Source organism: Dyadobacter sp. SG02 (assembly GCF_900109045.1).
GTDB lineage: Bacteria > Bacteroidota > Bacteroidia > Cytophagales > Spirosomataceae > Dyadobacter.
In genome coordinates this window covers 504,931-520,955 of sequence record NZ_FNYL01000004.1, presented here as the reverse complement: position 1 = coordinate 520,955, position 16,025 = coordinate 504,931, and the positions used below count along the sequence as shown (strand labels likewise).

Here is a 16,025-nt window from a genome sequence, read left to right as displayed (position 1 = left end):
GATGTTCTTACTGGCTCCCTGCAATTCTCCCAGGCCAACGAATGTGCAAGCAGTTGCCGCCGAATCTCCTGCCGGGTTAAAGGCTCCTTCCCATCTGATGTATGCTGACATCGATCCCTTTGTTCGCACTGATGACCTGACAACGAAGGAAGTTATTCAGCTTTTCGTAAAAATGCGTCACGCCGACCAGCAGTACCGGGATAGCTTGAATAATGGCCGGAAAGAAAATGAGACGTTTTTCTTGCGAAAAATGAGGGCTAATGATGATGCGAATTTGAAGATACTGGACAATATCATTCAAAAACACGGCTGGCCGCAGAAAAGCGTGTTCGGTGAAGAAGCAGCGTATACGGCCTGGCTTGTTATCTGGCACCACCGCGGCAAACGAAGCGTGCTCTGCCGCCACTTTGATTTAATGGAAAAATCGGTCAACGCAGGAGAGATGAGCGCTACGCTGTTTCAGCGGATCAAAGATCAGGTGGAAATGCTGTCCCCAGACCAGATCGACTATTAGCGCGATGCCGGCAGAATCGTTTGATACACCGGACAATCCGCATCATGCGCGCCCGGCAAATACCCCGTACTCATCAAAAACTCATTCACAATCTCCCCGCCTGTAAATTTAAAAGTCTTCTTAAACAGCTTGACCCATTGTTCTTTGGTCAATGGATGATGCGCGTCGATCCATCCTTTGAACGAGCCGTACTCGTTTTTCAATTCAAGAATTTTCTGCGCATTCACGATGGCCGCATTCACTTTCAATCGATTGCGGACAATGCCCGGGTTGGCAAGTAGTCGCTCGCGATCGGATTCTTCGTAGGCAGCCACTTTTTCAATGGAGAAATTGTCGTAAGCCGCCCGGAAGCTGTCTTGCTTGCGGAGCATCAATGTCCAGCTAAGGCCGGCCTGATTGATTTCCAGCAAAAGCCGCCCGAAAAGCTCGTCGTCGTCCTCGATCCGGAAGCCGTACTGGTTATCGTGGTAATGTTTGTGGAGCAGGTAGTCGGCCTGCTCCGAGGGGTTGTTGTTGACGTAAGTGCAATATGACATCGCAGTGATATTAAGGAACGTGTGTAAGTAAGCTTATTTCAAAATACCGATCTGTACTTCGGTGATATTCCTTTCGGGGTTTTCGAAATCCATATTCAAATAGATTTCCCGGTTTTGGCCGGACGACCGCAGATTTTGGGCCATTATTTGCCCAAACAGCGAACCATAGGTGTTAATCAGCCCATCCCAGTTGCCATACAGGTCCTCGCTAATGCATTCGAATGCGTCGAGCGTTTTCAACCGGTAGTTTGAGTCGATAGCGTGTGCGGGTGCTGTGACGGGCAGGGCAATGGTCAGCGAAAAAACGGTGTCGGGATTGCCGTCCGCGCCATCGTATACCCAGTAAACGGGCCCTGTGATTTCCAGGTCGTTACGGATTGCATCCTGATACAGTTTCCGGGCTTCTACACGCACATACTGAAAAATTTCCTTGAACGAAGTACGCGTTTCAAAGTAAAGAACGTGGATGGGCTGAATGGTTTTAGTTTGCATGGCTAACAGATGTTTGTGCAAAAGACCAACCTGCAAGTGACAACCCTATGTCAGCAGCATTTCAATTTTTTTCTGAATGCCGCCGCGCCTTCATTCTTCGCACCTGCTGCTGCATCCAGGGATAGCTGATGTACACGATTTTCGTCGCGCCTATGCCAATGCCCGCGCCCATGAGCACGTCCGCGAGCCAGTGGTGGTTACCCAGCACGCGCATGGCGCCGACTGTGGTCGCTGTACCATAGCCACCTATACTATATAATATGCTGCGTTGCCCATACTCTTCGTGCAGGATCGTGGCATTGGTGAATGCCGTAGTGGTATGCCCGGAAGGAAACGAATGGTAATCCTCGCCATTCGGCCGCGGGTAGCGCACAATGCGTTTCAAACTTTGCGTAACGCCCTGAGCAATAACGTTGGAAAGTATTGCCAGAATTACCTGGTCGCCCAACTTATGCTTTCCCCTCACGCCTGCGGACGCGAGGCCAAGGCTTACTACGCCAGGCGCATAAGGCAGGTATTCGTCGACATTGGTGCGGTAATGGGGATAGTCGGAAATCACACGCTCCTGCAAATGCCGGCTGATTTTGCCCTGCACGATCAGGCCCGCGAGCCCGAGCGAAACCGGGGGAATAACATCCCCGGCTGTAACTTTCCATAGTGTGGAATCCCGCTGTGCAAATGCTGTCTGCGGGAGGATTTGAATACAAAGAAAAAGGCATATCAAATATGCCTTTGTAAATTTTGGTATCATAAAATAGCTTCTCTCACACGTACGAGTCTTTCCAGCAGTCCTTCCAGCTGATCCAGCGGAAGCATATTGGCGCCATCGGACTTGGCTTCGGCGGGGTTGAAATGGGTTTCGATAAAAAGACCGTCAGCACCTACGGCAATGGCGGCTTTGGCGATGGTTTCGATCAGTTTGGGCTTTCCACCGGTTACGCCGGATGTCTGGTTGGGTTGTTGCAATGAATGTGTGCAGTCCATCACCACCGGCACGCCGAATGCGGCCATTTCGGGGAGGTTACGGTAATCTACCACCAGGTCGCCGTAGCCGAAGCTGTTGCCACGGTCGGTCAGGATTACCTGTGCGGCGGGATTTACCTCATTGATTTTTTCAGCGGCAAATTTCATCGACGCCCCTGAGAGGAACTGGCCTTTTTTAACATTCACAGCCTTGCCCGTGCGCGCAGCGGCCGCGAGCAATTCGGTCTGGCGGCAGAGAAACGCGGGGATTTGCAGGACATCCACATATTCGGCAGCGAATGCGGCCTCGTGGGATTCGTGGATGTCGGTTACAGTAGGAATGCCGAACGTCTGACTTACTTCCTGCAAGATTTTCAGCGCTTTTTCATCACCGATCCCGGTAAACGAATCGATTTTGGTGCGGTTGGCCTTGCGATAAGAACCCTTGAAAATGTAAGGAATACGCAGGCGGTCGGTAAGCGTGACGATATGTTCGGCGATCCGCAGGGCCATGTCCCGTCCTTCGATGGCACAGGGGCCGGCCATGAGGAAAAAGTTGGGCGAGTCGGTATTTTTCAGCTTCGGTATCGAGATCATTCTGGTGTTGGTATAGATATTGATAAATATTTTGCGAATGTACGGCTATCCGTATTGTTCTCTTTGTAGTGAAGATATTTCTTGAAATCAAATGGTTCTAAAATGCTGATTTCCTGCTTTTTTTTATTTTAAACACGGATTGTGCAATAAAAAGGTCCGTTTAAAAAATTTTTGAAAAAGTGAACTGAAATATCTTTCTTTGTGGCGATTTTAACCAAAAAGTGATTATAAAATGTCAGCAATTGCAGAAAGAGTTAAGCAAATTATCGTCGAAAAACTCGGCGTAGAAGAGTCGGAGGTTACACCGGAAGCAAACTTCCAGAACGACTTGGGAGCGGACTCTCTAGACACCGTTGAGTTGATTATGGAATTCGAAAAGGAATTCAATCTTTCTATCCCTGACGATCAGGCAGAGAACATCGGTACAGTTGGTCAGGCTGTTGCATATCTGGAAGAAAACGTGAAGTAATCTCGGTTTTTACCAGTACAATCTTCTATTCTGTCCCAATTTTATGAGTTTTAAGCGAGTTGTAATTACAGGAATGGGCGCATTGACGCCCGTTGGCAATGATGTTCCTACCTTTTGGTCAAATCTGGTTGCAGGCGTAAGCGGCGCAGCCCCCATTACGCGGTTCGATGCTGAGAAGTTTCGTACCCGTTTTGCGTGTGAGGTAAAAGGCCTGGACGTTACGAATTACATCCCTCGCCAGGAAGCCCGTAAAATGGACCCCTTTACACAGTACGCCGTCATCGCGGCTGATGAAGCGATGAAGGACGCCGGCTTTGACGCAGATACGCTTGATCTCGACAAAGCCGGTGTAATTTGGGGCTCCGGTATCGGTGGCCTCAAAACTTTCGAGGAAGAAGTGATGAACTATTCCGAGAACGGCAGAACACCTCGCTTCAATCCTTTCTTTATCCCGAAAATGATCGTCGACAGCGCTTCGGGCGTACTGTCGATCCGGTATGGTTTCCGGGGGCCCAATTTTATCACGGTATCTGCCTGTGCTTCGGCGACCAATGCATTGATCGACGCATTCAACTATATCAAACTCGGTTTGATGAATGTGTGTATCTCCGGCGGTTCGGAAGCGGCGGTGACGATTGCCGGGGTGGGCGGTTTCAATGCATTAAAGGCATTGTCCGAAAGAAACGATTCGCCAGAAACTGCCTCGCGCCCTTATGACAAGGACCGTGACGGTTTCGTGCTTGGAGAAGGCGGGGCGGCGATTATTTTGGAAGAACTCGAACATGCGAAAGCACGGGGAGCCAAAATATATGCCGAAATGATCGGTGCCGGTATGTCGTCCGACGCCTATCACATCACTGCTCCGCACCCGGAAGGGCTCGGCGCTTTCATCGTAATGAAAAATGCGGTCGAAAATGCAGGTATCAAACCCGAGGATATCGACTACATCAATACCCACGGTACATCTACCCCGATCGGTGATCCGCAGGAGATCAAAGCCATAGAAAAATTCTTCGGCGAGCATGCATATGATCTGAGTATCAGCTCTACGAAATCGATGACAGGGCATTTATTGGGAGGAGCAGGAGCGATTGAAGCTGCCGCCTGTATCATGGCGATCAAAGACCAGGTCGTGCCGCCTACCATTAACCACTTTACCGACGACCCGGAAATCAACCCGCGGTTGAAGCTTACATTCAACAAAGCTGAAAAACGTCGCGTAAATATCGCTTTGAGCAATACTTTCGGTTTCGGAGGTCATAATGCGTCAGTCGTTTTCAAAAAATACGAAGACTGATAATTCTCTACCATTGGCAAAGCGAATTCTTATACCGATACTTTCCCTTTTCCGGACCGGAAGTGCCGAGGACAAAAAATTTAAGGAGTCGATTGCGCATGTTATAGGCGACAAGCCTTCCAATCTGGGCGTTTATCAACTGGCTTTCAGGCACACCTCGGCTTCCCGCGAAACCGCTATCAAGGGTTTCAGGGAATCGAACGAGCGTTTGGAATACCTCGGCGACGCGGTATTGGGCATGGTGGTAGCGGAATTTCTTTTTACCAAATATCCCTACAAAGACGAGGGCTTCCTCACCGAAATCCGTTCACGGATCGTGAACCGCGAGTCGCTGAACCAGATTTCGCGCAAGCTGGGCCTCGATCGGCTGATCGAATACGACGGCAACCGCCGCGGTATGTCACCTCGCTCATCCATGTACGGGGACGCGCTCGAAGCATTCGTAGGCGCGATTTACCTCGATAAGGGTTTCCGTTTCACACGGACCTTCATTATCAGCAAGCTGATCACGCATTATGATCTGGACAGCATCATCCAGAACAATGTGAACTTCAAAAGCCTCATCATCGAATGGGCGCAACGCGAAGGCAAGGAGATCCGTTTCGAAATACTCGAAGAACGAGGTACCCGCCATCATCGTGAATTCATTTCCCAGATTCTGGTGGACGAGGCGCCTTTTGCAACAGGTAATGGCTTTACCAAGAAAAAAGCCGAGCAATCTGCGTCCGAGCAGGCCTGCGCGATCCTTGAATTGAAATAATTCCACTTGTCTTAAAGTTTCCGCTCATTGGCTTACCAATGGGCTTTTGGTGTTTTTGTCATTTTTGAAAACGACAATCGGTCATTTTGTCTGTATGAGAAAGTGCGATTTTGCTTAAATCGGCCATTTTGTCGCTATTTTCTAGTTTTTCCAGGCCCGGAACAGAAGTTGTCAAATGAAGGGCATAACCGCAAGGTTAGAAGAAACAGAAAACTAAAAACAAAAACCTTATAACAATGAGCACATTAGTCAAACATTTCGCAGGTCCATCTTATTTGAACGGATTTTTTGGTAAGGATCTTTTTAATGAATACAACACTCCTGCATTCGCAGGCACCGTACCAGCTGTGAACGTGGTTGAAAATCAGGAAGGATTCCGCATCGAAGTAGCGGCTCCCGGCCTTCAAAAATCTGACTTCAAACTGAACCTCGAAAAAAATCAGCTGACTATCTCGGCTGAAAAAGAGCAGAAAGAAGAAAACAACAACGAGAAGTACACGAGGAAGGAATTCAAATACATTTCTTTCCAAAGGACCTTCACTTTACCCAACACGGTTGACGGCGACAGGATCGAGGCGAACTATGCCGACGGCATCCTGAGCATCGCATTGCCGAAACGTGAGGAAGCGAAAGAAAAACCAGCCCGCCTGATCGATATCGCGTAATCGGATGGACTTATATAATGGGCGTTATTCGAAAGGATGACGCCCATTTTCGTGAGAGACGGTTGATAATCGTCTGGCAGGATTTTAGTAAATTCCCAAATGGAATATCTTTGTTAAAAGATGTTAAACGAATCTGCGACGGGAATAATTTGTTAATCGATTTGCGTTATTTGTCCATAAAAATATAACCCCAACATATGTCTATGAAAACAAATTGGAAAGGTTTGGTGTTGGTTGGGTTGATTTCGAGTGCGTCAACCATAGCTGGCCTCAAACTCCTTGGTCCTGATAGTGATAGAGATGTAATTTTTAAAGAAGCGGCTTCTGAAAATATAGCACGTTTTACATCGGCAGGAGCTCCGGCTGGCGCTCCGGGTGATTTTGTTTACGCAGCCGAGGCCACTACACCGACGGTCGTACACATTAAATCGACCGTTACCCGCCAGGCATATCGCGGACAGCAAATTCCCGATATTTTCAGGGATTTCTTCGGCGATGATTTCGGAGGCGGCCAACGTGGCCCGCAGCAATCGGAAGCAACAGGTTCGGGCGTAATCATTTCAAATGATGGATATATTGTTACCAACAACCACGTGGTGGAAGGTGCGCAGGAATTGGAAGTGACATTGCACAACAAAAGCAAGTTCCGCGCGAAAGTGATCGGTACCGACCCTTCTACGGATATCGCGGTCATTAAAATTGAAGGTAAAGACCTCCCTGCGGTGACCATTGGAAACTCGGACGCCGTGAAAGTAGGAGAGTGGGTAGTTGCAGTTGGAAACCCTTTCAACCTGGAATCTACTGTAACAGCCGGTATCGTGAGTGCAAAAGGTCGTGGATTGGGCATTATCGGCCAATCGCGTCGTAATCAAATGCAGCCTACCGCAGCCGCAGCCGGTGATTCTCCACTGGAATCTTTCATCCAGACCGATGCCGTCGTGAACCCTGGAAACAGTGGTGGTGCATTGGTGAACCTGAAAGGCGAGCTGATCGGTATTAATACCGCCATTGCCAGTCCTACCGGTAGTTTTGCAGGTTACGCATTCGCCGTGCCTTCCAGCATTGTGAAAAAAGTGTCGAGCGATCTGATCAAATTCGGTAATGTACAACGCGGTTACCTGGGTATCTCCCTCGACGACCTCGACAGCAGAAAAGCCGAAGAGTACGGTGTGAAAGTGAGTGACGGCGTGTACGTGCGTGACTTCACGGAAAACAGCGCTGCCAAAGCCGGTGGTGTAGCGAAAGGCGACGTGATTGTGAAGGTAGATGGTATGAATATCCATTCGATCCCCGAATTGCAGCAGTCGATCGGCCTGCACAAGCCTGGCGATAAAGTGAATGTGACCGTGAACCGCGATGGCAAGGAAAAAGACCTGAGCATTACATTACGTAACCGTACAGGCGGTTCCGAGATCATTAAACGCGATGAATCGGCTGCGGTAATGAGCTCGTTGGGTGCACAGTTCGGTAACCTGAGCGATCAGGAAAAACAGAGACTGTCGCGCTACAAAATCGACGGCGGTGTGAAAGTACTTTCCATCGATGGCGGGAAATTCGCCCGCTCGCAGGTGGAAGAAGGCTTCATTATCACCAAAGTAAATGGTAAGGCGGTGAAAACGGTGAAAGAATTCGAAGCGGCGATTGCCGGCAAAGAAGAATCGATGGTGCAATTTGAAGGGCTTTATCCTGATGCGCCTTACGATGTTTACTCGTTCGGATTCAGATTGTAATTCAAATTGAGTGCATAAAGAAAGGGCTGCGATGATCACCATCGCAGCCCTTCATATTTTAATACCTCCCTATTAAAGCAGGAATTTCAGTTTAATCACTTCTTTCTCAGTCAAAAAACGCCATTTGCCGCGTGGTAGATCCTTCTTGTTCAGGCCTGCGAAAACAGTGCGATCCAGCTTCTGAACTTCGTAACCCAAATGCTCGAACATGCGGCGAACAATGCGGTTACGGCCGCTGTGGATTTCAAGGCCCACAACCTGCGCATCCGGCGTTACCAGACCTACTTCATCAGGACGAATGAAACCGTCTTCCAGTTCAACACCAGCTTGCAGTTGCTCGAAATCCTCGGTAGTAATGGGCTTGTCGAGTTCCGCCTGGTAAATCTTCTTGATACCGCTGGACGGGTGCGTCAGCTTTTCGGCCAATTCACCATCATTCGTAAGCAACAAAAGACCGGTTGTATTACGGTCGAGGCGGCCTACCGGGTACACGCGCTCGGAGCACGCGCCGGCGATCAGGTCCAGTACGGTTTTGCGCTCTTCGGGATCGTCGGTGGTCGTAATGTAATCCTTCGGTTTGTTGATCAGGATGTACACCATTTTCTCCGGGTTCAATGCCTTCTTGCCGTATTTCACGACGTCGGTAGGGCGCACTTTGTAACCCATTTCATTGACGATCTTTCCGTTAACCGAAATCTGACCTGAGGATATCAGATCATCAGCCTCGCGACGTGAGCAAATGCCCGCATTCGCGATGTAACGGTTCAGACGGATCTCGTCGGTTTCTTCCTTGTCCTTATGCCTCGCCGAAGGCTTCTTTTTGTGCTCGTAGCTATCAAGATTATAACGCGGTGCGGTTTCGTACCGTCCTACTCGTCTCTCCAACCCGCTGCGGTCCTGCGGCTGTTCGTCCTCCTGGAACCGTGAGCGGAAGGGTTTGTCGTCGCTATCTTCTTTTTTTTTAAACGAACCTTCGTTTCTGTCGAATGAACGGCCCGGCCTGGATGGGCCTGAACGCTCCCCGCGTGGTTTGAACTCGCGTTGGTTATCGTCTCTGTCTGATCTTGGTTTGAACTCGCGATCACCGTTGTCTCTTTCAAAACGCGGCTTATCGAAGCCGGGCTTGAATTCACGCTCGCCGTTATTTCTGTCGGATCTTGGCTTGTCGAAGCCGGGTTTGAAATCACGATTGCCACCATCCCGGTCAGATCTCGGCTTGTCGAAGCCCGGCTTGAATTCACGTGTATCTCTTTCCGGACGTGGTCTGAACTCGCGTTCGTCATTATCCCGATCGAACCGTGGTTTGAACTCGCGGTTGCGGTCTCCGCTGCCCGATCCTGTTCTTTCAGGGCGATCACCAAATGGCTTTCTGTCGCTGCCGCGCAGGTCGCCACCGCGCAGGTCGCCGCCGGTGGAACGGAAATCTTTTTTACCAAAATCCTTTTTAAAGCCACGCTCGGCGGAATCGCCTTCGCGACGGAATGGACGTTGATTGTCTCCACCTCTGTCGGAACCGTATTTTTTGAAATCGGGCTTATCGAAGCGCGGCTTATCGAAACCAGGCTTACCGAAACGTGGTTTATCAAAACCCGGACGATCTTCGCGTGGACGCTCGTGATCGAAACTAGGCCGTGCTTTCTGGCCTTTGTTTTCGGTAGAAGCTGAAAATTTCAGACTGGATTTTTTTACGCTGGGTTTGCTGAACCGGCTTTCGGTCTCAGGCTTTGGGCGTTTGAAAAAGCCACCTCCACCTTGGGAGCCGCCGGCTGACGGGCGGGAGCTGTTTCCGCCTTTGGAATTGTTTCTGTTTCTCATCAGGAATGCAGTATCACTACTGGATTTATTTCCTCTTACAAATTTACCTTGTAACCGATTAGTGCTTTAATTCGCACAAAATGGTTTGAATTGCCACTAAAACTGGTTAGCCAACGTATCTGATGGTCAGAGTACTAGTGTTATAAAAAATTAGCCTGCAAAGATACAGGAATTTTTCCGGGTAAAAATATTTGAATGTGTTTATGTCAAAAATGACATCGAAACGTTTATAAGTTCTATCGGAGAAATGCGGCCGGAAATGGCCATTTTTACCTAACTAAACCTTCATTAACAGGTGAATTATGTCAGCTGAGGCGCAACCGTTGTGGAAACCGGGAAGGACTCTTTTGGAACAGTCCAATCTGAAAAAGTATATGGACTGGCTGTTTGTCAAAAAGGGCCTCTATTTCCGCTCCTATCATGACCTCTGGGAATGGTCGGTGACCGACCTGGAAGATTTCTGGGAAAGTCTTTGGAATTACTTCAATATCAAATCACACGATTTGTACCTCGAAGTGCTGCAAAAGCCATTGAACGGCTTAATAGGCACGCGCTGGTTTACCCGTTCCAAGCTGAATTATACGGAACACATTTTCAGGAATAAAACCAAAGAACGTCCGGCGATTATTTTCCAGTCCGAAAAATCGGAACTCGTGGAAATATCCTGGGAAACGCTCGAAATGCAGGTAGCGGCCGTCTCTACCTGGCTGAAACAGCGCGGCGTGAAACCCGGCGACCGTGTGGCGGCAGTTTTACCTAATATCCCGGAGGCCGTGGTAGCGTTCCTGGCTGCGAACGCGGTAGGCGCGGTATGGTCGTCGTGCTCGCCCGATTTTGGTAAACCTGCCATTACCGAACGGTTTTCACAGATCGAGCCAAAGGTATTGTTTACGGTGGACGGCTATGTTTATAATGGCAAAACCTACGACATTACTTCTTTTGCCAGCGAGCTGTCGGCAGCGCTGCCCAGTGTGAAAGACACGGTGCTTATCAACAATATATTTTCGGAATCCCGGCCCGATCGTTTCACGGCCTGGGACGACATTCTGCATTTCGAAAACTTCGGGATCGATTTCGAACCTGTACCGTTCGATCATCCGATCTGGATCCTTTATTCATCCGGAACAACCGCCAAACCGAAAGCCATTACCCACAGCGTCGGTGGTTGCCTGATCGAACATTTGAAAGCGCTAGCGTTGCATCAGAACGTGAAACCGGGCGACCGCTACTTCTGGTACTCCACCACCGGATGGATGATGTGGAACTACGCATTGAGCTCGCTGCTTTGCGGGGGAACACTGGTGATGTACGACGGCGCTCCGGCCTACCCGTCGTCGCAGGTACTCTGGACTTTGGCCGAAAGGGCTAAAATCACGCATTTCGGCAGCGGGGCGGCATTCTTCATTGCTTCCATGAAAAGTGGGGTGAGCATCACATCCGAGCGGTTAAACCATCTGGAAACGATCGGTTCTACCGGCTCGCCGCTGCCGCCGGAGGCATTTGAATGGATTTATAAGCATGTCAAAAAAGATGTCTGGCTGATCTCCCTGAGCGGAGGCACGGATGTGTGCAGCGCGTTCGTAGGCGGCTGCCCGATCCTGCCCGTATACGCGGGCGAGATCCAATGCCGAATGCTCGGGGCCCGGATCGAAGCATTCGACGAGCATGGAAAGCCGGTTCTGAATGAGCTGGGCGAAATGGTGATTACGCAGCCCATGCCGTCGATGCCCATTTATTTCTGGAACGACGAGTATGACGAAAAATACATTTCCAGCTATTTCGAAATGTACCCGCACGTGTGGCGCCATGGCGACTGGATCAAGATCACGGACCGGAAATCGGTGATCATCTATGGCCGCTCCGACGCTACTTTGAACCGCGGCGGCGTTCGCATTGGTACCGCCGAGATTTACCGGGCCGTGGAAAGCATTCCGGAAGTCAAAGATAGCCTGGCCGTTTACCTGGAAAAATCGAATGGCGAGGGGACTATTTCGCTGTTTGTCGTCCTGGCAAAAAATAAGGAGCTTAGCGAGGATTTGAAAAAGCAGATCCGGGACACATTACGGACCCAGTACAGTCCGCGGCACGTGCCCGACACGATCGAGCAGGTAAGCGATATCCCTTACACGATCAATGGCAAAAAAATGGAGGCGCCCATGAAGCGGATACTGATGGGGCAGGACCCGGCCAAGTGCATTAATATCGATACAATGCGCAATCCGGAGTCATTAAAGGCTTTCATCTAGAAATCCGTGCTATTGGTATGTCAACACCCTGCATTCATTTGCATTAGGCAACCAAAATCGTTTAATTCACGTTGGGGAAATATCCAATTCCCGTGACGCCAGCCCATACTACAAATATTTACAGGTATGAACTCAGAAAGACCTCAGCCGCCGATCCAGAACTCGAAATCCGTAGTTCGTTTGCCTATCATCATCGCGATCACGCTGGCGGCGGGAGTGCTGCTGGGTAGTACGTTTTTCAGCGGTGGGAAAAAACTGTCCGACGTGGCGAAAGGTTACGGCAAGTTCAGGGAGGTGTTGATGCTTGTGGAGAATAACTACGTCGATTCGGTCAATACCGAGGAACTTGTCGATTTTTCAATCTCCAAAATGCTCGAAAAGCTCGATCCGCACACGGCTTATTTCAATGCGGAGGAAGCTACCGCGGCACGGTCACAGCTGGAATCGGGTTTTGACGGCATAGGTGTGGAGTTCAATATTTATAATGATACGGTTTACGTGGTAACCCCGTTGAGCGGCGGGCCGTCGGAAGCGGCCGGTATTCAGAGCGGCGACCGTATTATTTCAGTTAATAAAGAAAACCTTTCCGGTCCCGGTGTTACCAATGCGCAGGTTTATAAGCTATTGCGTGGCAAGCGCGGCAGCAAAGTGGATCTGTCCATTGAAAGGGTAGGATTGAAGGACAAAATGAATTTCGCGGTTGTACGCGATCGCATTCCTACCTATTCGGTGGACGCTTCCTATATGGTGGACCAGGAGATTGGTTATATCAAAGTGAGCCGGTTCTCGGAAACTACTTTCGACGAGTTTAAATCTGCATTGAAAACATTGAAGGCCGGTGGTTTGAAAAACCTGATCCTCGACCTTCGCGGTAATCCGGGCGGCTACATGGAACGTGCGACGAGCATGGCCGACGAATTTATCGCGGGAGACAAGCTATTGGTATACACCGAAGGAAAAGACAGCCGCTTCGACCGCAAAACCCGCTCGCATGTCGACGGCCTTTTTGAACAGGGCCCGTTGATTGTACTCGTTGACGAAGGCAGCGCATCGGCCTCCGAGATTCTCGCGGGCGCATTGCAGGACCACGACCGCGCGTTGGTGGTCGGAAGGAGATCCTATGGAAAAGGGCTGGTACAAATGCCGATCAAACTCTCCGACGGCTCAGAACTGCGCCTGACTATCTCACGCTATTACACACCGAGCGGCCGCAGCATTCAGAAACCATACGAGCTCGGCAAGGGTGAAGATTACAGCCAGGACCTGGCACACCGGTACGAAAGCGGGGAGCTTTTCAATGTCGACAGTATCAAATTTGATAAAAGTAAAGTTTATAAAACCGATGGCGGTCGCGTTGTGTACGGCGGCGGCGGCATTACCCCGGATATTTTTGTCTCAAAAGATACATTGATGAACAGCAAATACCTGTTCGAATTGTATTCTAAAAACATCATCCGCGAATATGCGCTGCGCTATGCCAACGAAAACCAGAAAAAACTGGAAAAGCAGCCGTTCAAGGAATATCTGAAATCATTCCAGGTGTCGGATGCCATGATTGCCGAGCTCGTGAAAGATGCTTCGAAAGCGGGTATCAAACCGAATGAAAAAGAACTGAACCTTTCCAAATCGCTCATTACCTCGCAAACCAAAGCGATCATAGGCCGCTATGTTTGGGGAAGAAAGCAGAAAAACGGCCTTAACAACGAAGTATTCCAGGTCCTGAACCCGAGCGACAATGTTTACCAGCAGGCCGTACAGCTTTTCACGCAGGCGGCACAGTTGGAAAAAGGGGAGTTCAGCAGCCTGAATATTCCTAAAAACAAAAAGTAATTCCACTCCACACCATTCACTCAATGTCCCGTATTGCATTTATTACCGGAGCCACGTCCGGTATCGGTAAGGCCACGGCGGAAGCGTTCGCCGGGGTCGGAATAGATCTTATTTTGTGCGGCCGCCGCCAGGAACGCCTCGATGAAGTGGCTGCCGAATTGTCTTCAAAAGTAAAGGTAACCACCCTCGTATTCGACGTTCGCGATAAGGGTGCGGTGCTGGCCGCTGTCGGTTCATTGCCGGATGAGTGGAAAAACATCGATATTCTCGTCAACAATGCAGGCAACGCACACGGCCTTGGCACGCTCGATGAAGGCGATACCGACGACTGGGACGCGATGATCGACGGGAATGTGAAGGGGCTTCTCTATGTTTCGAAAGCCATTATCCCTTTACTCCTCGAACGTGGTAAGGGCCATATCGTCAATATCAGTTCCATTGCCGGCAAACAGACCTACGCGAACGGCGCAGTTTATTGTGCTTCCAAAGCTGCCGTGGAGGTGATTAGTGAAGGCATGCGCCTCGAACTGACGCAGCACGGGATCAAAACTACCAATGTCGCGCCCGGTGCGGTGGAGACGGAATTTTCGCTCGTCCGTTTCAAAGGCGATGAGGACCGGGCCGAAAAGGTGTATCAAGGCTTCGATCCGTTGCAGGCCGGCGACATTGCAGACGCCATCCTGTACGCGGTCAATGCACCTGACCGTGTTACGATTGCCGATATTACCATTTTGGCCGGAGCGCAGTCCGCCGCGACTACTATCCATCGTAAATAGAATTTTATTTGGTTACCGGCCATAATCCGGTTGGGAATCGATATCTTTGCCATTCTTTTTAAGCCCCCGACTTCCATAAACAGGAAGTCGGGAGCATTTTGAATGCCTATGAAAAGTTTCGACCAGAATTCTTCCGCCGCGACCTCAGTTTCCGCCTCTCAGACCGTATTTCCAATCCTTCTGGCGCTGAGTTTCTCCCACTTGCTGAACGACACGATGCAATCCCTCATTCCGTCGATTTACCCGATGGTGAAGGAGTCGTTTCATCTGAGTTTTTCGCAGATAGGTCTCATCACATTTACATTTCAGGTGAGTGCGTCTGTATTTCAGCCGCTTGTAGGCTCATTTACAGACAAGAGGCCGCAACCTTATGCGCTGGCGGTCGGAATGTGTTTTACATTACTTGGGCTCATATCGCTCTCGATGGCGAACAGTTTTCACATCGTACTGCTTTCCGTTGGCCTTATCGGTATTGGTTCGGCGGTGTTCCATCCGGAAGCCTCGCGTGTGGCGCGGATGGCGTCCGGGGGCAAGCACGGGATGGCGCAGTCGCTTTTCCAGGTGGGTGGTAATGCGGGTAGTTCACTCGGGCCACTGCTGGCGGCGTTGATATTGTTGCCTTACGGCCGCTTCCAGGTGATCTGGTTCTCGCTGGTGGCGTTGTTGGCCATTGTTATTCTTTCATGGGTAGGCGGCTGGTATAAGCAAAATCTGACAACCGTTGTTAAAAGAGCGACGGGCGCGGTGAAACAGGAATCTACTTTGTCAAAGTCCAAAGTGGTATTTTCAATCGGCATTTTGCTCCTGCTGATTTTCTCCAAATACATTTACATGGCCAGCATTTCGAGCTATTTCACCTTTTACCTGATCGATAAATTCGGCGTTTCCATTCAGAGCTCACAGATTTACCTGTTTGCATTCCTTTTTGCGGTAGCGGCGGGTACATTCATCGGTGGGCCGGTAGGAGACCGCATCGGCCGTAAATATGTGATCTGGATATCTATCCTTGGCGCGGCGCCATTTGCATTGCTGCTACCTTATGTCGACTTGTTCTGGACGGGCGTGCTGAGCTGCATTATCGGTCTGATCCTGTCGTCCGCATTCTCGGCCATTCTCGTGTATGCACAGGAGCTTATTCCCGGCAAAGTAGGAATGATCGCAGGGTTGTTCTTCGGTTTCGCATTCGGGATTGCCGGTATCGGCTCGGCTATCCTCGGGTCGCTGGCAGATAAAACGAGCATTGAATACGTCTTCTGGATCTGCTCATTCCTGCCGCTGATTGGGTTGCTGACAGGGTTTTTGCCGAATTTGGAGAAGCGGAATTGAGAAGTTCCG

General features: G+C 50.0%; 15 protein-coding genes. 10 read left to right on the top strand and 5 right to left on the bottom strand.

The window, feature by feature from the left end:
- Positions 1 to 43 precede the first annotated feature (43 nt).
- Entirely contained in the window at positions 44 to 514 is a 471-nt protein-coding gene (locus tag BMW93_RS12365; protein ID WP_143061645.1) for a hypothetical protein, read from the top strand.
- Here the strand turns inward: BMW93_RS12365 and BMW93_RS12360 are convergent.
- From BMW93_RS12360 to kdsA, 4 genes are all read right to left on the bottom strand, one after another.
- Positions 511 to 1,050 (bottom strand): DNA-3-methyladenine glycosylase I, encoded by a 540-nt coding sequence (locus BMW93_RS12360; RefSeq protein ID WP_090375947.1) that lies wholly within the window; start codon positions 1,048 to 1,050, stop codon positions 511 to 513. The genes BMW93_RS12365 and BMW93_RS12360 overlap by 4 nt on opposite strands.
- 33 nt (positions 1,051 to 1,083) lie before the next feature.
- A complete protein-coding gene (locus BMW93_RS12355) occupies positions 1,084 to 1,542 on the bottom strand; it encodes a GyrI-like domain-containing protein (protein ID WP_090375943.1) in 459 nt (152 codons plus the stop codon).
- A gap of 61 nt (positions 1,543 to 1,603) precedes the next feature.
- Positions 1,604 to 2,266 (bottom strand): phosphatase PAP2 family protein, encoded by a 663-nt coding sequence (locus tag BMW93_RS12350; RefSeq protein WP_229240392.1) that lies wholly within the window; start codon positions 2,264 to 2,266, stop codon positions 1,604 to 1,606.
- 23 nt (positions 2,267 to 2,289) lie between these two features.
- Positions 2,290 to 3,102, bottom strand: a complete 813-nt coding sequence (gene kdsA, locus BMW93_RS12345; RefSeq protein ID WP_090375938.1) for a 3-deoxy-8-phosphooctulonate synthase — start codon at positions 3,100 to 3,102, stop codon at positions 2,290 to 2,292.
- A 232-nt stretch (positions 3,103 to 3,334) separates the two neighbouring features.
- Here kdsA and BMW93_RS12340 point away from each other — a divergent pair, with 232 nt between their 5' ends.
- The 5 genes from BMW93_RS12340 (at position 3,335) to BMW93_RS12320 (ending at position 8,023) form a co-directional block, all read left to right on the top strand.
- Positions 3,335 to 3,571, top strand: a complete 237-nt coding sequence (locus BMW93_RS12340; protein WP_015813362.1) for an acyl carrier protein — start codon at positions 3,335 to 3,337, stop codon at positions 3,569 to 3,571.
- A 43-nt stretch (positions 3,572 to 3,614) separates the two neighbouring features.
- Complete coding sequence (gene fabF / locus BMW93_RS12335) at positions 3,615 to 4,868, top strand: beta-ketoacyl-ACP synthase II (RefSeq protein WP_090375935.1); 1,254 nt, start codon at positions 3,615 to 3,617, stop codon at positions 4,866 to 4,868.
- 13 nt (positions 4,869 to 4,881) lie between these two features.
- Positions 4,882 to 5,628, top strand: a complete 747-nt coding sequence (gene rnc / locus BMW93_RS12330) for a ribonuclease III (RefSeq protein WP_090375932.1) — start codon at positions 4,882 to 4,884, stop codon at positions 5,626 to 5,628.
- 236 nt (positions 5,629 to 5,864) lie between these two features.
- Positions 5,865 to 6,293: an Hsp20/alpha crystallin family protein gene (locus tag BMW93_RS12325; RefSeq protein ID WP_090375929.1), complete on the top strand. Its 429-nt coding sequence runs from the start codon at positions 5,865 to 5,867 to the stop codon at positions 6,291 to 6,293.
- Positions 6,294 to 6,496: 203 nt separating this feature from the next.
- Positions 6,497 to 8,023, top strand: a complete 1,527-nt coding sequence (locus BMW93_RS12320) for a Do family serine endopeptidase (protein ID WP_090375926.1) — start codon at positions 6,497 to 6,499, stop codon at positions 8,021 to 8,023.
- 72 nt (positions 8,024 to 8,095) lie between these two features.
- Here BMW93_RS12320 and BMW93_RS12315 read toward each other — a convergent pair whose 3' ends face one another.
- On the bottom strand, positions 8,096 to 9,838 hold the full coding sequence (locus BMW93_RS12315; protein ID WP_090375923.1) for a pseudouridine synthase: 1,743 nt from the start codon (positions 9,836 to 9,838) through the stop codon (positions 8,096 to 8,098).
- Between the two features lie 302 nt (positions 9,839 to 10,140).
- Between BMW93_RS12315 and BMW93_RS12310 the strand changes: the two genes are divergently transcribed.
- From BMW93_RS12310 to BMW93_RS12295, 4 genes are all read left to right on the top strand, one after another.
- On the top strand, positions 10,141 to 12,084 hold the full coding sequence (locus tag BMW93_RS12310) for an acetoacetate--CoA ligase (RefSeq protein WP_090375920.1): 1,944 nt from the start codon (positions 10,141 to 10,143) through the stop codon (positions 12,082 to 12,084).
- Between the two features lie 126 nt (positions 12,085 to 12,210).
- Positions 12,211 to 13,914, top strand: coding sequence for a S41 family peptidase (locus BMW93_RS12305; RefSeq protein WP_090375917.1), 1,704 nt, complete (start codon positions 12,211 to 12,213; stop codon positions 13,912 to 13,914).
- A gap of 23 nt (positions 13,915 to 13,937) precedes the next feature.
- Positions 13,938 to 14,690 (top strand): SDR family NAD(P)-dependent oxidoreductase, encoded by a 753-nt coding sequence (locus tag BMW93_RS12300; RefSeq protein WP_090375912.1) that lies wholly within the window; start codon positions 13,938 to 13,940, stop codon positions 14,688 to 14,690.
- 108 nt (positions 14,691 to 14,798) lie between these two features.
- Entirely contained in the window at positions 14,799 to 16,016 is a 1,218-nt protein-coding gene (locus BMW93_RS12295; protein ID WP_090375908.1) for an MFS transporter, read from the top strand.
- Positions 16,017 to 16,025 lie beyond the last annotated feature (9 nt).